Here is a 23,467-nt window from a genome sequence, read left to right as displayed (position 1 = left end):
TTCATGCCCGTGGTTTTCATGCCCGTGGTTTTCATGACAGTGCGCGGCCGTCGCCGCCTCTCCCTTCGTCGCGGGCGCCCCGGCGGACGACGTAGCAGGACTTGTCGTGGAATCCGGTGACCCGCGCGCCCTCGCGAAGCAGGTCGCCGAGCACCTCGCGCAGGGCCAGCCGCCAGGCCCTGGCCGCGGCCGGATCCGTCACGCGCAGGGTCTCGATGTCCCCGGGCACGGCCACCAGCACGGTCTCGGCGTCGGTGCGGCGCCGTACGGGCCGGCCGTCGTCGTCGTCCAGCCCGGTGGCCGCGTCCGGCGGGACCTCCACCGGGGACGGCTCACCCCGTACGGCGGCGAGGACGTGCGGCGAGGTCAGGGGCCAGACGGCGAGCACCCGGTCGGACTCGTCCCCGGCGTTGATCGCGTCGCCCATGGTGCCGTAGAAGGCCGGCAGGTACTCCTCGGGCCGCGCGCCGAGCTTGGCGAGGTTGAAGTGGGCGTTGCGGCGCACCAGCGGATCGTACGTCCAGGTGATCGTCTCCAGGCCCCGGTCGAGTGCCCACTCCCGCTGGTGCAGCTTCAGCGCGAAGCCGACGCCCTGCCCGGCGAGAGTCCCGGTGACGTGGGAGTGCAGCGCCCGCCGTGGCGGGGCCGCGACGAACCCGACCGACGCGCCGACCAGCCGGTCGCGCCGGAAGGCCCCGGCGACGTAGTTGCCGGCGTGCGAGAGCGCCCGCATCATCTCCACCGTGACCGGCTCGCCTCCGGGGTCCGGCCGCCAGATGCCGCCGAACAGGCGCCAGACGTCCTCGAACTCCTCGATGGTGTGGAGTTCACGCAGCCGCAGGTCGCCGAGACCGCTCATCGACGCACCGCCTCGACCAGGCCCGCCAGCAGCGCCGCGCGGCCCGGCATCTCGGCCACGACCACGTGCTCGTCGTCGGCGTGCGCGCCGCCGCCGACCGCGCCGAGCCCGTCTAGGGTGGGGCAGCCCACCCCGGCGGTGAGGTTGCCGTCCGACGCGCCGCCGACGGCGGCGCCCGCCAGGGGAGGGAGCCCGAGTTCGGCGGCGACCCGCTGGGCGAGGGCGAACAGGCCCGCCGACGAGGCCGGTTCGAGCGGCGGGCGGTTCGGGCCGCCGAGAACCTCCAGGCGGGTTCCGGGAGTCCGGGGTGACAGCGCCCGCATCAGCGCGTCCACCCGGAGCTGGGCCGCGACGGTCGGCACGCGGACGTCGACGGCCAGGCGGGCCAGCGCGGGCACGGTGTTCATGGTGGTGCCGCCGGACAGCAGCGTGGGCGTGACCGTCGTGCCGTCCGTGCCGTCGGTGGCCGCCATCGCGGCGACGGCGAGGATCTGGTGGGCGAGCTCGACTCCGGCGTTGGCCCCCCTGCCGGGGTCGAGGCCCGCGTGGGCGGCCCGGCCGTGCACCACGACCTCGTACGCCGAGATGCCCTTGCGCGCGGTCTTCAGCGCGCCGCCCTCGGCGCTCGCCTCCAGCACGAAGGCGGCGGCGCAGCCGCGCGCCGTCTCCTCGACCAGGGCGCGGGAGGACGGCGAGCCGACCTCCTCGTCGCCGGTGACCAGCACGCACACGCCGTCCGGGGAGGGCAGCGCGGCCAGCGCGTGGAACATCTGCACCAGTCCGGCCTTCATGTCGAACACCCCGGGCCCCCGGGCGATCCCGCCGCTGACCGACCAGGGCCGCGTACGCAGGGAGCCGATCGGCCAGACCGTGTCGTGGTGACCGAGCAGCAGCACGCGCGGCTCGCCGAAGCTCCACCGCAGGTGCGTCACGCCGTCGACCACGATCGTCTCGGGAGGCGCGCCGAGCAGGCGGCGTCCCTGGGCGGCGACCACGGCCGCGCTGCGGGCCACCGCCTCGTGGTCGGCCGAGAACGACTCGCAGCGGACGAGCTCCTCCAGGTCCGCGAGCATGCCAGTCGCGTTCACCGCGGCCTGCCCAGCTCGGCGCGGAACAGCCGCCGCACGTTGCCGCCGAGGATCTTCAGGATGTCGTCGCCGGGCAGACCCCGCCGCAGCAGGGCCTCGGTGACCAGGGGCAGCCCGCGTGGCCCGTCCAGGCCGGGCAGGGCGGCGCCGGGGTCGATCCCGTCGAAGCCGAAGTCCTCACAGCACGGGGGAGTGACGTCGTGCAGCACCTCGCGGACGAAGTCCGGCCCCAGTCCCACGTGGTCGATCCCGGCGACCTCCGCGACGTGCTCGATGTGGTCCACCAGCCGGTCCACCGTGTAGCCGGCCGGATCCTCGGCGAGGAAGACGGGGAAGAAGTTGACGCAGACGACCCCGCCGGTCGCGGCGACGGCGCGGATCTGGTCGTCGGTGAGGTTGCGGTGGTGGTCGCGCAGGGCACGGGCGGCCGAATGGGTCGCCATCACCGGGCGGGAGGCCAGCTCCAGCACGTGCTCGACCCCGCGCGCGCCCAGGTGGGAGACGTCGAAGATCATGCCGAGCCGCTCCATCTCGCCCACGGCCGCCACCCCGGCGTGGGTGAGCCGGCCGCCGGTGGCGTCCTCGCCGCTGCCGTCCGCCAGCGGCGTGCGCCCCCAGTGGGCGATCGAGGCGACCCGCACGCCGAGCCGGTGCAGGGTGGGCAGCAGTTCGACGGAGGAGTCCAGGCCGGGCATGCTCTCCATCGCCAGGACCAGGGCGATGACGCCGTCGTCGAGCGCCCGGTCGACCTGCGCGCCGTCCAGGCACAGCCGTACGGCGTCCGCGTTGCCCTCGGCCAGCGTGTGCGCGCACTCGATCATGCGCAGGGTCTGGCGCAGCGCGCCCTCCGGGCGGTAGCGGTCGTCCACGAAGACCGGCAGCACCTGGAGGTCCACTCCGCCGTCCCGCAACTGGGGCAGCCACCGTTCGCGGAAGAACTCCGCCCACCGGGTCGGCGGGCGTTCGGCGACCGCCATCAGCAGGTCGTTGTGGGTGTCCGCGACGACCGCGCGATGGTGGAGGTGGGAGGGGAGTTCGACTGACACCCCGCTGACGGTACGGCAGGGAGGGAGCGGGGCAATTCATCCGCTCTTACCAAAGAACGGCCCAATCTTCGTCCATCCGTCCAACGACCTCACATTACTTTGTAAAGGCGGGCCGCTGAATAAGCTGATCCCGTGGCAGCGCCGTACCGGACGATCAGGGACATCGTCGAGCACGAAATCGAGATCCGCCGTTCGCGCTTCATCTGCGCGCTCGCCCCTGCGGCCACGGAGGAGGCCGCACGCGGGTTCGTCGCCGAGCGCAGGCGGCTCTACTCCGACGCGACCCACAACTGCTCGGCGTACGTCGTCGGCGAAGGCGTACGCAGGGCGGACGACGACGGGGAGCCGGGCGGCACGGCCGGCACGCCGATGCTGGAGATGCTCACCCGGCGCGGCTTCGCCGACGTGGCCGCCGTCGTCACCCGTTACTTCGGCGGGGTGCTGCTGGGGGCGGGCGGCCTCGCCCGGGCGTACGGCGGCGCGGTGGGGGAGACGCTCGACCGGGCGGAGGTGGTCGAGATGGTCCCCGCGGCGGTCGTGACCGTGTCGGTCGGCCACGCGCAGGCCGGGAGGCTGGAAAGCGACCTGCGCGCCTCGCCGTACGCGCTGCGCGGTGTGGACTACGGCGCGCGGGTCGCCTTCGAGGTGGCGGTGGCCGAGGACCGGCTGCCCGTCTTCGAGGAGTGGATCGCGGCGGTCACCGCAGGGCGGGCCCAGACGGCGCTCGGCGGCACCGTCCACCTCGCCCGCTGAGGCGGGGCCACTGGCCGTTCGGTTGCTGCGTTGAGGAGCCGTCGGGGCTCGCGCTGACGCCACTGGCCGTTCCGATGCGGGCGAGGACGGCGACCGGTAATGGTCTGTACCGCTTTGATCGCTCTGGGTTGGCTACTTGTGGACCAGTCATGCTTTGCGGCGTATGCCGGTGGAGTTTCTCACTGATGATGAGGCGGCTGCGTACGGGCGGTTCGCGGGGCCGCCGTCGCAGGCCGATCTGGAGCGGTGTTCTTCCGTCGGTCCGGTCGTGGTGTTCCTGCTTTATATGCAGGAGCCGCGATCGATACCGATGTGGGATCTGCCTTTGGGTATCATTTACGAGTTTGCGAGCTTGCGCCACGTAGTTCATACGGGAGGGCAAATGACTTGCACGACGGCGTGGGTGAGCGGAGCCGAGCCGGGCCGCAATTCTGTTTTCTCTGTCCTCGCGAGGATGTGAGTCGCGTGGCGAGCAGGCTCAGGGAATTACGCCGGGCGTGCGAGGCCAGGGCGCGGCAGTTGCCGTTGCCTTCGCCGTTTGACGTGCGGCGACTGTGCGCGGTGGTGGCCGAGCAGCGCGGGCGGCCCATCCATCTGCGGCCGCTGACCGGCGGAGCGGGCGTGTATGGGCTGTGGGTGGCGACCGAGGTGGCCGACCTGATCTTCTACGAGCAGGCGACCACGACGCCGCACCAGGAGCACATCATCCTGCACGAGCTGTGCCACATCCTGTGCGACCACTACCCGGCTCCGGACTCGGCGGCCGAGGACACCCGGTGGCTGCTGCCGGATCTGGATCCGGAGATGGTGCGCAGGGTCCTGGAGCGCGCGGGCTATTCGGCGGTGGAGGAGCAGGAGGCGGAGCTGCTCGCCTCGCTCATCTGGCAGCGGGCCCGGGCCGAGCCGATGACCCCGCGGCGGGGCGGGACGATATCCGACCGGCTGCAGGCCGCGCTGGAGTGGTCCGAGGGCCCTCAGGCCCGGCGGCGCGATAGCGCATGAGTGCGTGGCTGCGCCTGTACGGGCCCACCACCTTGACCTGGGGTTTCCTGGCGTGGCGGATCTTCTCCACGCGACGGCTGTCGCGCGATCCGATGCGTATCGCGGTTCTGCTCGCGCTGAGCGGGCTCGCCGTCTCCCAGACCGTGAACACGCCGGTGGCCTACGAATGGATCGGGCGGTTCACCGGCGTGCCCAACCTCGCCCGGCTGCTCTGCCACGCCAGCATGCTGCTGGTGATCGGGGCGCTGCAGGCGTTCCTGTTCCATATGACCTACCCGCCGGCGCAGGCGCGGGCCCGGGCGGTGCGCACCGTGGGGTGGCTGGCCGGCGCGGTGGCGGCGATGACCGTCTTCTTCGTCCTCGCCCCCACTCCGGTCAACGACGTACGCTTCGCCAGCCGCTACGCAGACACGCCCTGGGTCCTCGAATACTGGTTGGTCTACCTGGCCTGCCTGGCCCCGGCCAGCTTCCGGTGGGTGCGGCTGGGCTGGCGCTACTCGAACCTGGCGAACGGCCCGGCCCTGCGCTGGGGAGTCCGCCTCGCGGTCATCGGCACGGTGGACGCGCTCGCCTACCACGTGCACCGGATGCTGTTCTTCGTGCAGCACAGGTTCGACCTGCCCTACCTGGGGCCCGGCCCGCGCGCGCTCGTGGAGATGTTCCTGCCGCCGCTCGCGCACGTCCTCATCGTGGCGGGCTTCACCATGCCGGTGTGGGGACCGCGGATGCCCCACATGGTGGCCTGGTTGCGGCAGTATCGCGTCTACCACGGGCTCGGGCCGCTGTGGCTGGCGCTGTACCGGGCGGCGCCGCAGATCGCGCTGGCACCGCCGGCGTCCCGGCTGGTCGAGCTGCTGTGGCCGCGCGACCTCGGGCTGCGCCTGTACCGGCGGGTCGTCGAGATCCGTGACGGCCGGCTGGCCCTGCTGCCCTACCTCGACGTCGATGCGGCCGCAGCAGCGTACGGCCGGGCCGCCGCGACCGGCGCGTCCGGCCGCAAGCTGGACGCGCTGGCCGAGGCGGCCCTGCTGAGCGCCGCGCTACGGGCCAAGGCGGGCGGCGCCGACCCGGTGGGTTCGTGGGCGCCGCCCTTGGTTCCAGGTGGCGGCGATCTCGACAGCGACATCGCCTTCCTCGGGGATGTCGCCCGAGCCTTCCGCCGCCAGCCGTGCTGACTGGCCGGACTAGTACGGGACTAGTACTCCAGTGACACATTGAGATCATGGTTGGGATCTGCGCTGGTAGTGGCATCGGCGGGCGGTGGCTTGATGGCGACGTCGCCAGTGTGACCAGTGCGGGATCTCCTCGATCCTGCGGTGTCGGGTGAGGGTGAGGGCGGCCAGTGAGCGGCGGATCTCGGGCATGGTCAAGGGGGATGCGCTTCGTCGCCGTCGGGCTGGAATGCGGCCAGGACCGCGAGGAAGGCCAGGGCGAGCATCGCCAGGGTGATGTGGCGATACCAGCCGTCCCGGCTGCGGACCTGGTAGTGGTCCAGCCAGACCTGGCCTTTGGCGGCCTGGAAGGACTCCTCAACGGTCCAGCGGATGCCGGCGATGCGCACCAGGGCGGCCAGTGGTGTCGGCCGGGGCGCGTAGCAGCGGTAGAAGGCCAGTTCCCCGGTGGCCGTACCGCTGTACTGGCGTTGCACGTCAGCCGATCGCAGGCCCTTTTTGAGGAAGCCGGTCTCGTCGACGATCGGCACGCCATCGCCGCCGAGGTGTTCGCTCACGTAGCCGCGGACGTCATCGCGTACGGCCTCGGCGTCCCAGCGCGCGGTGCGCAGCAGGCGCTGCATGGTCTGCGGGCCGCTCAGCCCGGCGTGCTCGGCCAGGTTCCAGCAGTTCTTCCGCTCGACGTCCGACAGCAGGCCCCGGACGTACGCGTTGGCCGCGCGGCGCGGCTCGATGCGGCTGAACCGGTGCGCGATCCGCGTCACCAGCTCATTGAGGGTGACGACCCAGCGGTCAGGGTCTACGCTGTCGGCCACGGCCATCACGCGATCTTCAGAGGTCTTCACAAACTCCGAATGATCACGTGATGGCCGTTCTCATGCGACCAGGACCGCGAAGCGAAGTGTCACTGGAGTACTAGGCGCTGAAGTTGCGCACGGCCGCGTAGTAGGTGTCGGCGTACCGGCGGCACGCCACGCCCAGCGCCGCCTTCAGTCCGGAGAATCGGCTGCAGTAGTTGTACATGTCCGAGCGGAAGTTGTTGTCGATCTGCCCGCGGTTGTACTCGGTGAACCTGCCCTGCTTTTTGTAATTGCGGTAGCCGAAATCGTGGCGTTGGCAGGAAGGCAGGAAATCGAACCCGCCCGGCTTGTTGCCGTTGGGCAGCGGCGAGGAGCAGCCGTCCGAGCTCCAGTCGAGACTGGGGGAGTACACCTTGGAGTTGCGGTAGTCCAGGAACGAGCTGATCGAGATGTTGAAGAGGAAATTGTCGGTCACGACCGCGTACAGGTTGGGGTCGTAGGGGTCGGCGGATGCGGCGGGGGCTGCCACGACAACGGTGCCCAGTGCGGCTGCGGCCGTGGTGACTGCGGCGAGACCGGTGCGCATTTTCATGGGAGATTCCTTTCGGGGGGTGAATTTGGCAGCGCAAATTCGCAGGTGCGCGGTATTTCGGGAACGATTTCGGGCGCGCGCGAAAATCGGAACGAAAAGCGGACTCACGTGATCTGGCCGTGCGAGATTCCGGCGGCGGGGGACAGTTGGGGTGCGGTGCCCGTCGCCTTAATCTCAGTTCATCTAGACGATACGAATATAAACCCAGGTAAATGAGGTGTCAACTGCTGTGAACTGGGCAGCCGGATAGTCATTCACGTCGGCTGGTACGCTGGGGAGGATTCCCCGGGTGAGCACCGAGAGGAGCGTCCATGGCTGACACCGAGCCGAGGGCCGAGCGGACGCTGGCGGACAAGTTGAACCATCTCTTCGCCACAGTCCGCCCGCGCGGCGGCGGCGAGTACAGCCTCGAAGACGTCGCCGAGACCATCCGGCAAAAGGGCGGGCCGACGATCTCGGCCACCTACGTCTGGCAGCTACGGAAGGGCATCCGCGACAACCCCACCAAGCGCCATCTGGAAGCCCTGGCCGACTTCTTCGGAGTCCCACCCGCCTACTTCTTCGACGACGCGGCGACGCAGCGCATCGACGCCGAGCTCCAGCTCCTGAGCGCGCTGCGTGACGCCTCGGTCCGGCGGATCGCCCTGCGCGCCTCCGGCCTGTCCCCCAAGAGCCTGGACGCGATCACCGACATGGTTGACCGGGTGCGCGAACTCGAAGGTCTACCGGAGACCTCCCCGGAGCGAGATCTCTGAGCGTGGGTCGCTTCGCCTCGGCTCGCATAAGGGCATACAGGAACTCCGGGCCGGAGACCGCCAGCGCCAGTGGGGGGGTGATCACGTGTTCGAACTTGCGGATTGCGCGCACTACGCGGACCTGGGTTGCCACTGCGACGGGTGGTCGGCTCGATCCGGAGGGCCAGGACGAACGAAAATGTGCCCGGGATTCGGCTGCCCGGGTGCTCGCGCCGCCACTGCTTGACCATGTACGGGGTCGAGGAACCCAGGAAGGGGGGCAGCCGGAATACGCCAACCCCCCGGCCGCACCCGGGCGCTGACCCGTGCGGAGGTCGCCGCCGCGCGGCCCCGGCCGCCTGACGCTGCCGCTGCTGCGGCGGCGGCGCTCGACGTGCTGAGCATCCCGCTGGTGGCGGCCCTCGCGTTCCTGCTCGCTCTCGACGGGCTGTTATTCGACAGGGCCGCCACGGCGTACCTGCCGGATCTGCTCGGCCGCGACCCCGCGGCCCCTGGAGCGCGCCAACGCTCGCCTGCGCGGCGCCCAGACCGCAGCGCGCCCGGGCCGTTCGGTTGCTGCTCAAGCCCCGAGACGGGGAGAGGCGGTCACCCCTCCAGGGCGAACCGCATCACGCGGAGCTTGGCCTGCGCCTCGGCGAGTTCGGCGGCGGGGTCCGACCCGGCCATGATGCCGCAGCCGGCGAACAGCCGGGCGCGCCTGCCCGAGACGTACGCGCAGCGCAGCGCGATGCCCCACTCGCCGTCGCCGCGCGAGTCGATCCAGCCGACCGGCCCGGCGTAGCCCGCGCGGTCCATGCCCTCCAGCTCGCGGATGACGCCGAGCGCGGCGCCGGTGGGCGTCCCGCCGACGGCGGCCGTGGGGTGCATGGCCGCCACCACGTCGAGCACCGACGCGCCGTCGGACAGCCGCCCGGTGACCCGGCTGGCCAGATGCTGCACGTTGGGCAGCACCAGAAGCTCGGGCTCGTCGGGGACGTGCAGCTCGAGCACAGGGGGGCGAGGGCCTCCCGGACCGAGGCGACCGCGCAGGCGTGCTCGTGGCGGTCCTTCTTCGAGGCGTAGAGCGCGGCGGCGCGGGCGGCGTCGTCGGCCGCGCCGCCGCCTCGCGCCGTCGTGCCCGCGAGGACCAGCGACTCCACCGCCTGGCCGGTGTGCCGCACCAGCAGTTCCGGCGTCGCGCCGACCAGCCCGTCCACGGAGAACGTGTAGCACTCGGGGTAGCGCTCGGCCAGCCGCGCCAGCAGCACGCGGGGGTCGATGTCCCGCTCGGCGACGGCCGTCAGGTCGCGGGCGAGCACGACCTTGTCCAGCGCGCCGTCCTTGATCCGCCGTACGGCACGCGCGACCCGGTGCTCCCACTCGGGCGCCGTGAGGGAGCCGTCCGCGTACCGGATGCGGCCGGGCTCTCTCGGCGGGGTGACCAGGTCGAAGGCGTCGTCGCCGATCGTGGTGAGCCAGGCGCGGCCGTCCCGCCGGGCGAGCACCACGCGGGGGACGACCAGCACGGTCCCCTGGGCGTCGCCGTCGAAGGTGAAGGAGCCGAAGGCGACCGGTCCCGAGCCCGGCACGCCCACCTCGTCCTCGATGAGCGCCCCGGCGAACAGCGAGGAGAGCCAGCCGCGCGCCCAGTCGAACCGGCCGGGGCCGGGCGGCACCGCGGCACGTGCCGCCTCCCCCCAGCCCACGAGTCCCTCACCGTGTCTGATCCAGGCGTACGGCGCGGCGTCGGGCAGACGCGCCAGCAGGTCGTCAGGGTCGCTCACCGCGACCGTGCGAACCACGAGGGGCCGGATAAGAGCGACACTCACCCGACTCACTCTACGCAGGATCTGAACATGTTCGACAAGAGCCCCCCCTTGCGGCCCCGGGCTCCCTCTGTCAAGCCGCGATAGGAACTTGGTCATGGAAGGCTCGCCTTCCCTGGTGGCGATAGAGCGCACCTCCATGCGATCCCTACCTTTGATCTCCCGGAGGTGCCCATGATCAAGAAGATCACGCCGGTCCTGGCCACGGCTGTCCTGCTCGTGCCGACCGGCGCCCACGCCCGTACGACGCCCGCCGTGATGGCGGCGCTGGGCGACTCGATCAGCGCGGGGTTCAACGCCTGCGGCTGGTACGTCGCCTGCACGTCCCGCTCGTGGTCCGCGGGCGACTCGCCGTCGGTGAACAGCCACTATCTGCGCCTGCTCGCCATGGGGAGCGCGATCAAGGGGCACAACCTGAACTTCGCCGTCCCGGGGGCGACCAGCGCCGACCTGGCCGGGCAGGCACGGCAGGCCGCCCAGGCCGGGGCCGGCTACGTCACCGTGCTGATCGGCGCACAGGACGCATGCGTGGGCACCGAGAAGGAGATGACGCCCGTGGGGGCGTTCCGGCGCAACATCGACCAGGCCTTCGACGTGCTGCGGCCTACCGGCGCGCGGATCTACGTCGCGAGCATCCCGGACGTCAAGCGCCTGTGGCGGGTCGGCAAGGACAACGGGTGGGCGCGCGTCTTCTGGGGGATCGGTCACATCTGCCAGTCGATGCTGGCCAACCCGAAGTCCACCGCGAAGAAGGACGAGGCCAGGCGCGACCGGGTGCGCGAGCGGGTGATGGACTACAACGGGCAGCTCAGGCAGGCGTGTGAGAGCTACGGTCCGGCCTGCCGCTACGACGGGGGTGCGGTCTTCTCCTATCCCTTCACGCTGAAGCAGGTGAGCGGGTGGGACTACTTCCACCCCAATGCCGACGGCCAGAAGGCCCTCGCCAAGATCACTTTCGACGCGGGCTTCTTCTCCGACGTCGAGCCTGATCGCGCCCTGAGCCCCGTCCTCAGCCCGCCCGGCGGAGGCGGTCGAGGGTCTGCTCCAGTTCCTCCTGCAGCACGCGGCCCGCGTCGTCGGCGTCACCGCGCTCGACGGCGCCGACGAACGCCGCGTGGGTCTCGTCTCCCGGGTTCGGGTCGCCCGCCCGCAGGTCGAGCAGGTCCACCAGGGCGACCAGACCCTCCCGCAGCCGGGGGACGAACTCGGCGAACAGATCGGTCAGCACCGGGTTGTGCGCGGCGGCGACGACGGCCGCGTGCAGGGCGATGTCGGCGTCGACGAAGGCCGCGTCGCTCTCCCGCGCGGCGGCCCGCCGGGCCTCCAGCGCCGCGTGCAGCGCCGTCACGTCGTCCGGCGTACGGCGCAGCGCCGCCAGCCGGGCGGCCTGCACCTCGACCAGCATGCGCACCTCGTAGACGTCGGTCACGGCGGCCCGGCGCAGACGGGCCGTCCAGTCCTCGGCGGGTCTGGTGGCGATGACGAAGACCCCGGCGCCCTGCCGCGCCTGGACCAGCCCGGCTCCGGCCAGCGCCCGCAGGGCCTCGCGGACGGTGGAACGGCCCACGCCCAGGGTCGTGGCCAGGGTCGTCTCGCCGGGCAGCCGGGTGCCGACCGGCCAGCGGCCCTCGGCGATCTGCTCGCGCAGGCTCTCGACGGCCTGGTCGACGAGGGGGCTGCGGTGGAGCGCACCGAGCGCCATCGAGCTTCACCTCTCAGGTTGTCTGAGGAGTTGTCCTGTGGTTAGTCTAACCGGCATGTCGCCGCACTGGTCCTTCGGCCGTCTTTCCGGCCTGCTTCTCGGCCGCCGCGGCGGGGTTTGATCCGATGACCGGCGCCCCGCCGCGGGGTGCCGTGCCGCCGGTCGCCCGAAGACCGACCGAAGGATCATCTCCGTGACCACCGTCTCCACTCCCTTCCCCACGCTTCGCACGCCGGAGGGCCCGGTGCCCGCCGATGCTCCCGCCTGGAATCCCCAGCGGGGCAGCGCGATGCCGTACCACCGCTACCGGCCCGCACACGAGCGGGTCGAGATTCCCGAGATCCCGCGCACCTGGCCGGGGCGCAGGATCGAGCGGGCGCCGCTGTGGGTGCCCGTCGACCTGCGCGACGGCAACCAGGCGCTGGCCGAGCCGATGGACACCCCGCGCAAGCGCCGCATGTTCGACCTCCTCGTGGCGATGGGGTTCAAGGAGATCGAGGTCGGCTACCCGTCGTCGAGCCGGACCGACTTCGACTTCGTCCGTCACCTGGCCGCGAGCGGCGCGGTGGCGGACGACGTGACCCCCGTGGTGTTCACGGCGGCCCGTCGCGACCTCATCGAGCAGACCTTCGCCTCCGTCCAGGGCATGCCGCGGGTGGTGGTGCACCTGTACACGGCGACCGCGCCGGTCTGGCGCGACGTCGTGCTCGGACAGGACCGGGCCGGTCTGCGCGCGCTCATCCGGGAGGCCGCCGAGCACATCGCGCGACTCGCCGACGCCATGCCGGAGACGGCGGTGCGGTTCGAGTTCTCCCCGGAGGTGTTCAACTGCACCGAGCCCGACTTCGTCCTGGAAGTCTGCAACGGCCTCACCCGGTTGTGGGACGCCTCGCCCGACCGGCCGGTGATCCACAACCTGCCCGCCACCGTCGAGATCGCCACGCCGAACCTGTACGCCGACCAGATCGAGTACATGCACCGCCATCTCGAACGGCGTGACGCGGTCATCCTCTCGGTCCACCCGCACAACGACAGGGGCACGGGGGTGGCCTGCGCGGAGCTCGCCGTACTGGCCGGGGCGCAGCGCGTCGAGGGCTGCCTGTTCGGCAACGGCGAGCGCACCGGGAACGTCGACCTGGTCACCCTCGCGCTCAACCTGTACGCGCAGGGCGTCGACCCGATGATCGACTTTTCCGACATCGACGTCATCCGGCGGACCGTCGAGGAGTGCAACCGTCTGCCGGTCCACATACGGCATCCGTACGGGGGAGACCTGGTCTACACGGCCTTCTCCGGGACCCACCAGGACGCGATCAGCAAGGGGCTCGCCCACCACGAGCGGGTGGCGGCCGAGCGGGGCGTGGCGGTGGGGAGGCGCCCTGGTCGGTGCCCTATCTGCCGATCGACCCGGCCGACGTCGGGCGCACCTACGAGGCGGTCATCCGGGTCAACAGCCAGTCGGGCAAGGGCGGCATCGCCCACCTCCTCCAGGCGCACCACGGGCTCGACCTGCCGAAGGCGCTGCGCGCCGAGTTCTCCCGCGTCGTGCAGGACGCGACGGACCGCAGCGGGCGGGAGGCCACGCCGAAGGACCTGCTCCAGTTGTTCCGCGCCGCGTACATGGCAGAGGACGGGCCGGTCACGCTGTCGTCGTGCACCGCCGGCGGCGACGGCTTCCACTGCCTGGTCCGGCGGGACGGGCGCGAAAGCGAGGGAAGCGGCGCCGAACCGGCGGCGGCCCTCACCGCCGCGCTCGAGGCGTCCGGGATCGCGGTGGAGGTGCTCTGGCAGGGCGGGCATCCGGTGGAGGGCGGCGCCGTCGCCTACGCCCGGTGCCGTGTCGGTGACACGCCCGTCTGGGGAGCGGGCGAGGACGCCGACGCCGTGACGGCGTCCGCCCGGGCGGTGCTCGCCGCCGTCAACCGCGCCCTCGCCGGCTGAGGACACGGGACGTAGGAGATCGGCGGCGAAGGAGGTCTCCGGCAGAGGGTCGATCGACCAAGACGAACCCCACACCGGAGACCTCGTGGCCCCCTCGGCGGTGACTGTCCGACCTGACCGATGCGCAGTGGGCGGGCTGGTCGCCGCCGCTGCCGGCACCCAGGCGGCCAGGGCGGCGATCGCTGATACAGGCCCTCAGCGGCGTACCTTGAACTTCAGGTGCAGCACTCGGTCGCCCTGGATGATCAGGTGGGGATCCTCCAGCAGGTGCTGCCCAGCGATGCTGCCGAAGTAGCGTCTGCCCGACCCGAACACCACCGGCACCACGTCCATCGCCACCTCGTCCACGAGACCGGCCGCGAGGATCTGGCCGCCCACTTCGCCGGCGTTCACCGCGACGGTTCTCTCCCCGGCGAGCTCCTGGGCCTTGTCGATCGCAGCCGTCACGCCATCGACGAAATGGTACGACGCCTCGGGGTGCCAGCCCTCGGGCTTGGGCCGGTGGGACACCACGATCACGTGGTCACCCGAGGGCGGCTGGCCTTCCCAGCCGTTCACCAGGTCGAACAGGGTGCGGCCCATAACGATCGCGCCGATCGCCTCCCACATCGGCCGGACGTACTCCGCCGATGCACGTGAGACCTTGAAGCCGCTGCCGGCTCCGGAATGGTCGTATCGCTGGTCGCCGTCTTCGGTGATCGGGGTGTCCCCGCTGAAGTACCAGTCGTGGAGCGGCCCGACGTCGTCGTTCTCGTCCGCGATGAAACCGTCCACCGACACCGCGCTGTGCATGATCACTGTGCCCACAGGTTCTCCTCGACGCTCCTTGCGCATCCGCCCTCGATCTTGTCGGTCCTGTGGGCGACTTGGCTTGTAAAAAATCAATCAGTGGGCATCGGACCGCTGTCCGGTGGAAACCCCTGCTCGGCGGGGAATCGGCGCCGCAGGGCCAGGTATTCCGTCGGGGTGTGGCCGGTGAAGTCCTTGAACTCCCTGCTGAAGTGGGCCTGGTCGAAGTAGCCCGCCGTCTGGGCGAGATCCGACCAGTCGACCGGATGCAGGGCGTCCACGGACAGGATCAGCCGCGCGAAGCGGTAGATCCGCGCCACCCGCTTCGGGGTGACCCCGACGTGAGACTTGAACTGCGTGGCCAGGTGATTGCCGCTCACCCCGGCGGCATCGGCCAGCGCACCGACCGGGACCGCGCCGTGGGAAGTCTCCAAACGCCCGCCTGTGTGCCGGACCAGGCCGAGGCCGCGCGACGGTGCCTCGGCGAACCGCGATCGCAGCTCCTCCTCCAGCACCCGCAGGGTCTCGGTGGCCGATGCGATTGCGCCGACCTGGTCGCGAAACCGGTCCAACGACCGTTGCCAGACGCCGTCGACCGGCACCCATCGGTCCCGCAGCTCGATCGCCGGCATGTCGACGAACGGCGACATCCCCCAAGGTTTGAAGTGCACCCCGACGAGCCGCACTCGTGCGGGGTACTCGAAGAGGAAACGCCGGGTCCATACACCCATGAACCACGCATCGATGAGCATCGCCGGCGGCACCGAAGGGTCGGAATCCCACAGGCGGACGGGTTCGCCCAGGTTGACGAACAGGTGTGCCGACGGCATCGGCGGGACGTTCATCCGGCGGTGGCGCGGCACACCGGTCAGGCAGTAGATGTCGTCGATGAACTGGTCGAGCGGCGGCGAGGGCACCCGGCCGACGTATTCCATGGAGGCAGTGTGGCCGACGACGGTCCGATTCGCGAGGGAGGTCGCCGGCCCCCGCCGATACAGGCCCTGGCGGGAGCGACCGTCTGGACTCTCCCACTGTGGGAGGTTTCATGCTGTTCCCAGTGGTCTCCCAGTGGGTGACCGTACGCCGCGTCAGCATGAGGAGAGCGACGCATGACCATCGTGAAGGACATCGACGCCCGTGGCATGCACCACTGCGAGACGACGGCGCTGGGCGTGCTCTTGCGGCATGAGGGGCTCGATCTGTCCGAGCCCATGCTGTTCGGGCTGGGCTCGGGCCTGTCCTTCATCTATTGGGACAGCAAGGGCATGCCGTTCCCCTTTCTCGGAGGACGCGTCAAGCCGTTCGAGCTCACCAGGAACCTGGCCGCCAGGCTGGGGCTGACGTTGACGGTCGAGGAGACGACCTCACCACGCAAGGCATGGGAGAACGTGGCCGCCGCCATCGACTCCGGCCGGCCGGTCGGCCTCCAGCTCGACTGCTACCACCTGGACTATTTCCGCACCAAGCTGCACTTCGGCGGTCATGTCGTCGCCATGTACGGCTACGACGAGCACGACGTCCACCTCGTGGACACCGACCAGCAGGGCGGCGCGGTGCGCACCAGCCGCGCCGGCCTCGCCACGGCGCGGGCCGAACGCGGCCCGATGACCGCCAGGAACCGCTCCTTCACCATCTCCCTGCCGGCGCACCCGGTCTCCTGGCAGGACCGGATCGTCCCCGCCATCAAGGACTGCGCCGAGGCCTTCCTCGCCGCTCCCATCGCGAACCTGGGCCACCGCGGCATCGAGAAGGCCGGCAAACAGGTGCCCAGGTGGTTGCTGCGCGCCGCCGAGCCGCGGCAGGACCTGCCGCAGGCCGCCCTCCTCATGGAGAAGGGCGGCACCGGCGGCGCCCTGTTCCGCGCCCTCTATCGCGACTTCCTCGACGAGTGCACCCGGCTGATCGACGACGGCAACCTCCGCGCCGGTCACCGGTTGTACGCCGAGGCCGCCGTCCTGTGGACGCACGTGTCCACCCTTATCGCGAAGGCCGGGGAGAGCGGCGACGCGGGGTGCCTCGAGCAGGCCGGCGTCATCCTCCACGATCTTTCGCGCATCGAGAGGGACGCCATGCAGGTGCTGCGCCGGTTGTAGACCGCCTATCAGGCGGGCAGGTCGGCCACCCGGGCGGCGACCGGGCCGAACAGGTCGCCGATCGTGGTCAGGGCGGCGGCGTGCAGGGCCTGCGCCGGGATCGGCGCGCCGTCCGGGCCCGCGAGCGGCCGGGTCGCGCACGCCTCGGCCACCACGGTGGGCCGGTAACCGAGGTTGAACGCGCCCTGGGCGGTGAACTGGACGCACATGTGGGTCATGAAGCCCGCCAGCACCAGGTCCGGCCCGGCGTCCAGGCCGCGCAGCACCTCCAGCAGATCGGTGCCGTGGAAGGAGTCCGGGAAGTTCTTCACCACGACCGGCTCGCCGTCCCGGGGCGCGACGCGCGCGTCGATCCGCCCGATCTCGGCCCGGATGTCGTACGGGCTGCCTTCGCCGCCGTCGTTGACCACGTGCACCACAGGCGCCGGCGGCGCGGGCGCGGTCCAGGAGGCGGGCGGCGGCGTCCAGGGCGCGGTCGGCGTCCGGCAGCGCCATGACGCCGGTGCGATAGGTGTTCTGGAAATCGATCATGATCAGGGTGCTCGCCGAGAGCGCCGGCAGCGCGCCGTCCAGGCCGATCACGTCACGCAGGGTCGTCGAAACGGTCATCACGGGTCTCCTTGCACAGAGGGGAAAACAGAGGGAAAAGGGCAGGACGAGGCGCCGGCCCTGCCGGGCCGGGGCGAAAGGGGAAAGATCAGGCGGCGGTGCGGAAGCGCCGCCGGTAGGCCGCAGGGGTGGTGGCCAGCCGCCGCCTGAACACGCGGTGCAGGGTCTCCACCGAGCCCAGGCCGGCCGCGGCGGCGACCCGCTCCAGCGGCTCGTCGGTGCTCTCCAGCAGCCGCCGCGCCGCCTCCGTCCGCGCCGCCTCGACGTACGCGGCCGGGGTTTCGCCGGTCTCCTTCCGGAAGACCCGGGTGAAGTGGCGTTCACTCAGGCACATCCGCTCGGCGAGCGCAGCGGCGGACAGGTCGGCGGTCAGGTTCTCGGTGATCCACGCCCGCAGTTCGTCGAGGTCGCGGCGCTCGGCCGGGGCCCGCCACAGCGGGACGCTGAACTGGCTCTGCCCGCCCTGGCGCTTGAGGTACATCACCAGCTGCCGGGCCACCGCCAGCGCCAGCCGCTCGCCGTGGTCCTCGGCGACCAGGGCCAGCGCGAGATCCATGCACGCGCTGATCCCCGCGCCCGTCCACACCTTCCCCGAACGGACGTAGATCGGGTCCGGGTCCACGACGACGTCGGGGTGGTCGGCCGCCAGCCGGTCGGCGGTGGCCCAGTGCGTGGTCGCCGTCCGGCCCGCCAGCAGGCCCGCGGCGGCCAGCAGGTGCGCGCCGACGCACACCGAGGCGACGCGGCGGGCGTGCCGGGCGGTCTCGCCGATCCAGCCGACCACGTGCGGGTCGATCACGGGCGCCCCGTCGCGATCCACCGCTCCGGGCACCACGAGGGTGTCCACCCGGTCGCCGACCTGGGCGAAGGTCAGGTCGGTGGCGAGCCGGACGCCGGCAGAGGTGCGCACCTGGCCGCCGTCCGGGCCGCCAGCAGCACCTGGTAGGGCGGCCGGCCGGACATCTCCCGGTTGGCGACCGCGAACACCTCCGCGGGCCCGGTGACGTCGAGGAGATCGACGTCGGGGAACACGGCGATGACGACACGGTGCGGAGCGGGCATGCCCCTATTGTCGCTATTGCGCCGCCGTGGCCGCCATGACGGGGTTCTGTCACATGCGGACATCCGGGCGGGCGTCCGCCGGCGCGATCACATGCCGGTGCGGAACGGCAGGGGCCGCGTCTAGTCTTCGCGGGAGCGGTGCGCGCGGACCTTGTGGCGGTTGCCGCACCGCTCCATCGAGCACCAGCGCCTGCTGCCCGGCCGTGAGGTGTCGACGAAGATGAGGGCGCAGTTGTCACCCGCGCACTCCCGCACACGGTCGGCCAGCGGGCCGGTGAACAGCTCGATCGCGTCCCTCGCGACGGTCGCGACCACCTGGCCCCCGGTCGCGGGGGTGGCCCAGGAACGTAGCCCGTCCGCCGTCATCACGGGCGTCAACGGCGGGGCGGACGCCGCCCGGTTGACGGCGTCCACGTCCGCCTGCCGTGGCGTGCGCCCGTGGACGCGGTCGCCGGCGAGCCCCCACAGGGCGGTACGCAGGGCCTTCGCACGGTCGAGGTCGGCGGCCGTCGTGTCCGCTTCCTCCAGGCCGAGCCGGGACACCGCGGCCCACCGTGCCAGGTCCGCCGGCTCGTGCAGCGTCTCGTAGTGGGCGTAGACCCCCACGCCGCCGCTGACCAGGAACTCCAGGCACAGGGCGCCCGGGTCGAAACGGAAGGAGGCCCCGTCGCGTGGGTGTAGCGTCAGGCTCATGTAACCAGTATAAAGGGTTACATGACTCTCGAATGGAAGCTCGTCATCGACTGCGCGGACCCGCACGCGCAGGCCGCGTTCTGGGCCGAGGCGCTGGGCTACGAGGTGGAGGACAACAGCGTGCTGGTCGGCCGGCTCCTGGCCGCCGGCGTCGTGGGGGAGGAGGCGGTGACCCCTGACCGTACGGCCTTCCGGACGCTGCGGGCGGTACGGCACCCGGACGACCCGTTCGATCCGGCCAGTGGCACCGGGCTCGGCCGCCGGATCCTCTTCCAGGCGGTCCCCGAGCCGAAGGCCGGCAAGAACCGCCTGCACATCGACCTGCACGCGGGCCCCGAGCGCAGGGACGCCGAGGTGGACCGGCTCAAGGCACTGGGCGCCACCGTGCTGCGCACCGTACGGGAGCCCGGGAGTCACCACGTGACCATGGCCGACCCGGAGGGCAACGAGTTCGACGTGCAGTGACCCTCTACAGCCAGCCGTTGTGGCGGGCCAGGCGGGCGGCCTCGATCCGGTTCCTGGTGCCGGTCTTGCCGATGGCGGACGACAGGTAGTTGCGCACGGTGCTCTCCGACAGGTGGAGGCGGGCCGAGATGTCGGAGATCGTCGAGCCGTCGGCCGCCGCGGCCAGGACGTCCCGTTCCCGGTCGGTCAGCGGGCTCGGGCCGGTGCTCAGCGCGGCCGCCGCGAGGGCGGGGTCGATGACCCGCTCACCGCGCAGCACCCGGCGGACGGCGTCGGCGAGGTCCTCGACCGGGCCGTCCTTGACCAGGAACCCGCGCGCCCCGGCTTCCATGGCACGGCGCAGGTAGCCGGGCCGCCCGAACGTCGTGAGGATGAGCACGGCGCAGCCGGGCAGGCGCTCGCGCAGGTCGGCGGCGGTCTCCAGCCCGCCGCGGCCCGGCATCTCGATGTCGAGCAGGGCCACGTCGGGCCGGGTGCGCAGGGCGGCTTCCACCACCTCGTCGCCGTGGCCGACCTGGGCGACGACCTCGATGTCCTCCTCCAGGCCGAGGAGCAGGGCCAGCGCGCCGCGCATCATGCCCTGGTCCTCGGCCAGCAGCACCTTGATCACTGACCGTCCTCCTTCGCGTACGGCACGGCCACCCGGAGCAGGAATCCTCCGTCGGGCGGGGCCGTGGTCTCCACCGTGCCGGCGGCGGCCTTCACCCGTTCGCGCAGGCCGATCAGCCCGTTGCCGTGCCCGCGGGCCTTCTTCGGCGGGCCGTCGTCGCGGATCTCCAGCACCAGGAGCCCGCCGTCGTCGCGCAGGCCGATCTCGCAGGCCGACGCGCGGCTGTGCCGTACGACGTTGGTCACGCCCTCGCGCACGGCCCAGCCGAGCAGGGCGTCGGTCTCGGGGCCGGGCCGTACGGAGGAGGTGCGGACGGTCGCCTCGATGCCGGCGTCCGCGAGCGCGGCGCGGGCCGAGTCGAGTTCGGCGGTGAGCCCCCTGCCCCGGTAGCCGGTGACGGCGGCCCGCACCTCGGTCAGCGCCTGCCGCCCGATCTGCTCGATGTCGGCCGCCTGACCGGCCGCCGCGTCCGCGTCCACCCGCGACAGCCGGCGTACGGCCTCGGCCTTGACGACCATGACCGAGAGGGTGTGCCCGAGCAGGTCGTGCAGGTCGCGGGAGAAACGCAGCCGCTCCTCGGTCACCGCGGCCCGGGCCAGCTCCTCGCGGGTGGCCTTGAGCTCGTGGATGGCCTCCCACAAGCGGATGATGATCGCCGGGATGAGGCCCGCGGTGAACGTGCCCCAGACCAGTGCGAGGATGCCGGTGAGGTCGGCGCCGGCCCCTACGGCCACGGCCAGAGCGGCGGCGCACTCGGCGAGCAGCACCACCGGAAGGACCTTGCCGCGCACGGTGATTCCGATGGCGACGGCCAGCATGACGACCAGGTAGAGCCAGTTGTCCCGGAACCCGGCGGCGGACGCCAGGACCACCGCCGCGAGCAGCCCGAGCACCGGCAGGGCGCGCCGCCGGTCGGTGAAGGCGTAGTGCGTGGTGACCACGTAGAGCCCGGCGGTGGCCAGTACGGCAGGCCAGGCCAGCCAGAGGGGATGGGTCCGGCCGTGCGCGATGTCCCACACGGGCGCCGCCGTCACGGCCACCCACATGTACATGCCCTTGGCGTCGGGGCCGCGCTCGCCCTCACGCAGCGGGTCCAGCCAGGTGTCGCGTTCGCTCGTCATCGGGAACGTCACATTAGTGGTCAGGCCCGGCGGCCGGCGCGGCGGTAGCCGTACACCGCGTAGACGCCGAAGACGAGCAGCCAGGCCGACAGGAGGACCACCTGACGGAAGGTGGGGACGTCGCCGAACGCGATCCGCCAGGACAGGCCGGCGTAGCTGTTCGACGGGGTCCACTCGGCGATCGCCCGTAGCCAGGACGGGAAGTTCTCGACCGGCACCCACAGGCCGCCGAGGATCGCCAGCGTCAGCATCGTCGCGATGTTGGCCATCGCCGCCGACTGGCCCGACAGGCGGTAGCCGTTGCCGAGACCGAGCAGGGAGAAGGGCACGGTCCCCGCCCACAGGAGCACGACGACGGCCAGCCACCGCTGCGGGGGGAGCGTGACGTGGTTGACCAGCACGCCGGCCAGCAGCACGGCCGCGATGCTCGGCACGACGCCGACCACCCCGGTGACGACCTTCCCGGCCACGACCTGGGCCGGGGTCAGCGGGGTGAGCCGCAACTGCCGCAGCCACCCCGCCGCGCGGTCCTCCGCGATGCCGCTGCCGTTGTTGAACGCGCCGCCGAGCGCGCCGTACGCCGCCATGCTGACCATCGTGTAGATCGCGGCGTCGTGCCGGTCGCCGGGGGCCAGGCCGAGGTTGGTGAAGACGAGGTACATGACGACCGGCATCACGATCCCGAAGATCACGTAGCCGCCGTCGCGCATGGTCCTGGTCAGTTCGAGCCGTACGTATCCGAGCATCACACGCTCTCCTTCCCGGTGGTCAGCGCGACGAAGGCGTCCTCCAGGCCGGCCGGGACGACCTCCAGGCCGCGTACGGCGCCCGCGCGGGCGAGGGCCATGACGGTGGCGTCGGGGTCGCCGCTGCGCAGGTGGACCCGGCCGCCCCTGATCTCCATGTGGCGCACGCCCGGCAGGGTCGCGAGCCAGGCGGACTCGCCGTCGGCCGTCACGCTCACCGTGGTCAGCGCCACCGCCCGCTTGATCTCCGCGCTGGTGCCGTCGGCGATCACCTGGCCGTGACCGAGCACGACGACGCGGTCGGCGTGCTCGTCGGCCTCGTCCAGGTAGTGGGTGCTGAACAGGATGGTCTTGCCCTGGCTGGCCAGCCCGCGCATGCCGTCCCAGAACTCGCGCCGGGCCTCCACGTCGAGCGCCGCGGTGGGCTCGTCCAGGACGATCAAATCGGGGTCGCCGCACACCGCCATGGCGAACCGCACGCGCTGCGCCTGCCCGCCCGACAGCCGGTCCACCCGGCGGTCGCGCAGGTCCCCGATCCGGGCGAGCGCGAGCACCCGGTCGAGGGGGAGGGGAGCGGCGTAGGTCCCGGCCACGAAGGCCAGCAACTCGCGGACCGTGACCCGGGGGATCAGACCGCCCTCCTGCGGCATCGCGCCCACCAGGCCCTGCCGTACGGCCTGCTCGGGGTCGAGCCCGAACAGCGCGGCCCGCCCGGAGTCGGGCGGCAGCAGCCCGAGCAGCAGCGCGATGGTGGTCGACTTGCCCGCGCCGTTGGGGCCGAGGAGGGCCACCGTCTGGCCGCGGGGGATGGCGAGCGTGAGCCCGTCCACGGCCCGCACGGGGCCGAAGCGCTTGGTCGCCGAGGCCAGGGACACGGCGTCGGGGGATTTCGCGGTCATGGGGACGACGGTAGGCCGGTGCCGTCGGCCCAGGTAGATCCATCGATACGGCCCTGGGTAGGACAAATGTCCCACCCAGGGAATCTACAACGTAAAGGCGTCGGCTTGTCAGATCACCTCGGCCAGAACAACAGCCAGATCACCGGGGCGGGAGAGCATCGGCCAGTGACCGGTCGGCAGCTCACGCAGCTCCCACTCCGGCCCGCCCAGCGGCGCGAACGCCGGATGCCCCGTCGTGATCAGCTCCTTGACCTGCGCGAGCGGGAACGAGCAGCTCACCAGCGTCTTCGGCAGCGCGGCGAACGCGGCGGCGTCGTCACCCAGGAGGAGGGGCTGTGTGATCGTGCCGAGCGGCTGGTCGGTGGCCCGGGCGGCCATCAGCGCACGCTCGCGCTCGCCCAGCCCCTCCAGGCTCGCGCCCGACTCCTGTAGCTCGTCCCAGGAGGGCATGGGGTAGCGCCAGCCGTCCTCGACGCGCTTCTCGACGAACTCCCGCCCGGTGAGGTCGATCTGGGCCATGCCGTCCGGCACCGGGCCGCTCTCGACGTACACGACCCGGCTCACGCGGCCGGCCGCGCGGGCGGCGGCTCCGGTGATCGCGGCGCCGCTCCCGCTGTGGCCGACGAGGACCACGTCGTGCAGGTCCTCGGCCTCGACGAGGCCGGTGATGTCGCGGATGTGGGTATCCAGGTCGAGATCGGGGGAGGCGAGGTGGGCGCGGTCGGCGAGGCCGGTGAGGGTCAGAGGGTGGACCTCGTGCCCCATTCCCCGCAGGGCGGCGGTGACGTCCCGCCACGCCCACGCGCCGAGCCAGAAACCGGGAACGAGTACGTATGTCGTCATGCGTCGACACTAAAGCCGAATC

General features: G+C 71.7%; 24 protein-coding genes and 3 pseudogenes. 9 read left to right on the top strand and 18 right to left on the bottom strand.

Annotated elements, in window-relative coordinates:
- Positions 1 to 31: 31 nt before the first annotated feature.
- From B1L11_RS08050 to B1L11_RS08040, 3 genes are read right to left on the bottom strand one after another with little or no spacing between them, the layout of a single operon-like run.
- Complete coding sequence (locus tag B1L11_RS08050; protein ID WP_079313892.1) at positions 32 to 859, bottom strand: GNAT family N-acetyltransferase; 828 nt, start codon at positions 857 to 859, stop codon at positions 32 to 34.
- Entirely contained in the window at positions 856 to 1,947 is a 1,092-nt protein-coding gene (locus B1L11_RS08045; protein ID WP_218670962.1) for a M20 family metallopeptidase, read from the bottom strand. The genes B1L11_RS08050 and B1L11_RS08045 overlap by 4 nt, the downstream gene beginning before the upstream one ends.
- On the bottom strand, positions 1,944 to 2,993 hold the full coding sequence (locus B1L11_RS08040; RefSeq protein WP_079313890.1) for a dipeptidase: 1,050 nt from the start codon (positions 2,991 to 2,993) through the stop codon (positions 1,944 to 1,946). Before B1L11_RS08040 ends, B1L11_RS08045 begins: the two co-directional genes overlap by 4 nt.
- Before the next feature lie 132 nt (positions 2,994 to 3,125).
- Here B1L11_RS08040 and B1L11_RS08035 point away from each other — a divergent pair, with 132 nt between their 5' ends.
- The 3 genes from B1L11_RS08035 to B1L11_RS08020 all read left to right on the top strand — a co-directional run bounded on the left by B1L11_RS08035 (position 3,126) and on the right by B1L11_RS08020 (position 5,923).
- Entirely contained in the window at positions 3,126 to 3,746 is a 621-nt protein-coding gene (locus B1L11_RS08035; RefSeq protein ID WP_079313889.1) for a YigZ family protein, read from the top strand.
- A gap of 465 nt (positions 3,747 to 4,211) precedes the next feature.
- On the top strand, positions 4,212 to 4,748 hold the full coding sequence (locus B1L11_RS08025) for a hypothetical protein (RefSeq protein ID WP_079313887.1): 537 nt from the start codon (positions 4,212 to 4,214) through the stop codon (positions 4,746 to 4,748).
- Positions 4,745 to 5,923 carry an MAB_1171c family putative transporter gene (locus B1L11_RS08020; RefSeq protein ID WP_079313886.1) on the top strand — a complete coding sequence of 393 codons (1,179 nt, stop codon included), beginning with the start codon at positions 4,745 to 4,747 and terminating at the stop codon, positions 5,921 to 5,923. The genes B1L11_RS08025 and B1L11_RS08020 overlap by 4 nt, the downstream gene beginning before the upstream one ends.
- Before the next feature lie 191 nt (positions 5,924 to 6,114).
- On the opposite strand, the gene B1L11_RS08015 is transcribed toward B1L11_RS08020, so the two are convergent.
- Together B1L11_RS08015 and B1L11_RS08010 are read right to left on the bottom strand one after the other, a co-directional pair.
- The gene (locus tag B1L11_RS08015; protein ID WP_372974651.1) at positions 6,115 to 6,735 is read right to left on the bottom strand and encodes a transposase; all 621 of its coding nucleotides are present in this window, start codon (positions 6,733 to 6,735) and stop codon (positions 6,115 to 6,117) included.
- Positions 6,736 to 6,835: 100 nt separating this feature from the next.
- Positions 6,836 to 7,312 carry a phospholipase gene (locus B1L11_RS08010; RefSeq protein WP_143737102.1) on the bottom strand — a complete coding sequence of 159 codons (477 nt, stop codon included), beginning with the start codon at positions 7,310 to 7,312 and terminating at the stop codon, positions 6,836 to 6,838.
- Between the two features lie 311 nt (positions 7,313 to 7,623).
- Between B1L11_RS08010 and B1L11_RS08005 the strand changes: the two genes are divergently transcribed.
- A complete protein-coding gene (locus tag B1L11_RS08005; protein ID WP_079313884.1) occupies positions 7,624 to 8,067 on the top strand; it encodes a helix-turn-helix domain-containing protein in 444 nt (147 codons plus the stop codon).
- A gap of 585 nt (positions 8,068 to 8,652) precedes the next feature.
- Here the strand turns inward: B1L11_RS08005 and B1L11_RS07995 are convergent.
- Positions 8,653 to 9,875, bottom strand: a pseudogene (locus tag B1L11_RS07995) (isochorismate synthase MenF).
- Positions 9,876 to 10,046: 171 nt separating this feature from the next.
- On the opposite strand from B1L11_RS07995, the pseudogene B1L11_RS07990 reads away from it, so the two are divergent.
- Positions 10,047 to 10,808: pseudogene (locus tag B1L11_RS07990) on the top strand (GDSL-type esterase/lipase family protein); the annotation flags it as partial.
- Between the two features lie 73 nt (positions 10,809 to 10,881).
- Here the strand turns inward: B1L11_RS07990 and B1L11_RS07985 are convergent.
- Complete coding sequence (locus tag B1L11_RS07985; protein WP_079313883.1) at positions 10,882 to 11,574, bottom strand: FadR/GntR family transcriptional regulator; 693 nt, start codon at positions 11,572 to 11,574, stop codon at positions 10,882 to 10,884.
- Positions 11,575 to 11,863: 289 nt separating this feature from the next.
- Between B1L11_RS07985 and B1L11_RS53770 the strand changes: the two are divergent.
- Both B1L11_RS53770 and B1L11_RS54590 read left to right on the top strand, forming a co-directional pair.
- A pseudogene (locus B1L11_RS53770) lies at positions 11,864 to 12,883 on the top strand (2-isopropylmalate synthase); the annotation flags it as partial.
- Entirely contained in the window at positions 12,802 to 13,515 is a 714-nt protein-coding gene (locus B1L11_RS54590; protein ID WP_372974654.1) for a hypothetical protein, read from the top strand. The pseudogene B1L11_RS53770 and the gene B1L11_RS54590, both read left to right, overlap by 82 nt.
- Before the next feature lie 195 nt (positions 13,516 to 13,710).
- On the opposite strand, the gene B1L11_RS07975 is transcribed toward B1L11_RS54590, so the two are convergent.
- The gene (locus tag B1L11_RS07975; RefSeq protein WP_079313882.1) at positions 13,711 to 14,322 is read right to left on the bottom strand and encodes a dihydrofolate reductase family protein; all 612 of its coding nucleotides are present in this window, start codon (positions 14,320 to 14,322) and stop codon (positions 13,711 to 13,713) included.
- Positions 14,323 to 14,396: 74 nt separating this feature from the next.
- Positions 14,397 to 15,239, bottom strand: a complete 843-nt coding sequence (locus tag B1L11_RS07970) for a helix-turn-helix domain-containing protein (RefSeq protein WP_079313881.1) — start codon at positions 15,237 to 15,239, stop codon at positions 14,397 to 14,399.
- A gap of 174 nt (positions 15,240 to 15,413) precedes the next feature.
- Here B1L11_RS07970 and B1L11_RS07965 point away from each other — a divergent pair, with 174 nt between their 5' ends.
- Positions 15,414 to 16,397, top strand: coding sequence for a BtrH N-terminal domain-containing protein (locus tag B1L11_RS07965; RefSeq protein WP_079313880.1), 984 nt, complete (start codon positions 15,414 to 15,416; stop codon positions 16,395 to 16,397).
- 8 nt (positions 16,398 to 16,405) lie between these two features.
- Here the strand turns inward: B1L11_RS07965 and B1L11_RS07960 are convergent, their stop codons facing one another.
- The 4 genes from B1L11_RS07960 to B1L11_RS07950 form a co-directional block, all read right to left on the bottom strand.
- Positions 16,406 to 16,813, bottom strand: coding sequence for an isochorismatase family protein (locus tag B1L11_RS07960; protein WP_256862329.1), 408 nt, complete (start codon positions 16,811 to 16,813; stop codon positions 16,406 to 16,408).
- 281 nt (positions 16,814 to 17,094) lie between these two features.
- Positions 17,095 to 17,916 carry a GlxA family transcriptional regulator gene (locus B1L11_RS07955; protein ID WP_306291614.1) on the bottom strand — a complete coding sequence of 274 codons (822 nt, stop codon included), beginning with the start codon at positions 17,914 to 17,916 and terminating at the stop codon, positions 17,095 to 17,097.
- Entirely contained in the window at positions 17,877 to 18,068 is a 192-nt protein-coding gene (locus tag B1L11_RS53760; RefSeq protein ID WP_306291613.1) for a hypothetical protein, read from the bottom strand. The genes B1L11_RS07955 and B1L11_RS53760 overlap by 40 nt, the downstream gene beginning before the upstream one ends.
- A gap of 120 nt (positions 18,069 to 18,188) precedes the next feature.
- Positions 18,189 to 18,761, bottom strand: a complete 573-nt coding sequence (locus tag B1L11_RS07950) for an ABATE domain-containing protein (RefSeq protein WP_079313879.1) — start codon at positions 18,759 to 18,761, stop codon at positions 18,189 to 18,191.
- Between the two features lie 21 nt (positions 18,762 to 18,782).
- Between B1L11_RS07950 and B1L11_RS07945 the strand changes: the two genes are divergently transcribed.
- Positions 18,783 to 19,226: a VOC family protein gene (locus B1L11_RS07945; protein ID WP_079313878.1), complete on the top strand. Its 444-nt coding sequence runs from the start codon at positions 18,783 to 18,785 to the stop codon at positions 19,224 to 19,226.
- Positions 19,227 to 19,230: 4 nt separating this feature from the next.
- Here the strand turns inward: B1L11_RS07945 and B1L11_RS07940 are convergent, their stop codons facing one another.
- The 5 genes from B1L11_RS07940 to B1L11_RS07920 all read right to left on the bottom strand — a co-directional run bounded on the left by B1L11_RS07940 (position 19,231) and on the right by B1L11_RS07920 (position 23,445).
- Positions 19,231 to 19,836 carry a response regulator transcription factor gene (locus tag B1L11_RS07940; protein WP_079313877.1) on the bottom strand — a complete coding sequence of 202 codons (606 nt, stop codon included), beginning with the start codon at positions 19,834 to 19,836 and terminating at the stop codon, positions 19,231 to 19,233.
- Entirely contained in the window at positions 19,833 to 20,957 is a 1,125-nt protein-coding gene (locus B1L11_RS07935) for a sensor histidine kinase (RefSeq protein WP_079313876.1), read from the bottom strand. The genes B1L11_RS07940 and B1L11_RS07935 overlap by 4 nt, the downstream gene beginning before the upstream one ends.
- A gap of 20 nt (positions 20,958 to 20,977) precedes the next feature.
- Positions 20,978 to 21,703, bottom strand: a complete 726-nt coding sequence (locus tag B1L11_RS07930) for an ABC transporter permease (protein ID WP_079313955.1) — start codon at positions 21,701 to 21,703, stop codon at positions 20,978 to 20,980.
- Entirely contained in the window at positions 21,703 to 22,602 is a 900-nt protein-coding gene (locus B1L11_RS07925; RefSeq protein ID WP_143737100.1) for an ABC transporter ATP-binding protein, read from the bottom strand. The genes B1L11_RS07930 and B1L11_RS07925 overlap by 1 nt, the downstream gene beginning before the upstream one ends.
- A gap of 108 nt (positions 22,603 to 22,710) precedes the next feature.
- A complete protein-coding gene (locus B1L11_RS07920; RefSeq protein WP_079313875.1) occupies positions 22,711 to 23,445 on the bottom strand; it encodes an alpha/beta fold hydrolase in 735 nt (244 codons plus the stop codon).
- Between the last annotated feature and the right edge of the window lie 22 nt (positions 23,446 to 23,467).

It is taken from the genome of Microbispora sp. GKU 823, from assembly GCF_002027145.1.
Lineage (GTDB): Bacteria > Actinomycetota > Actinomycetes > Streptosporangiales > Streptosporangiaceae > Microbispora > Microbispora siamensis.
The sequence above is the reverse complement of the archived record's forward strand: the minus strand, read 5'-3'. Positions and strand labels throughout refer to the sequence as shown.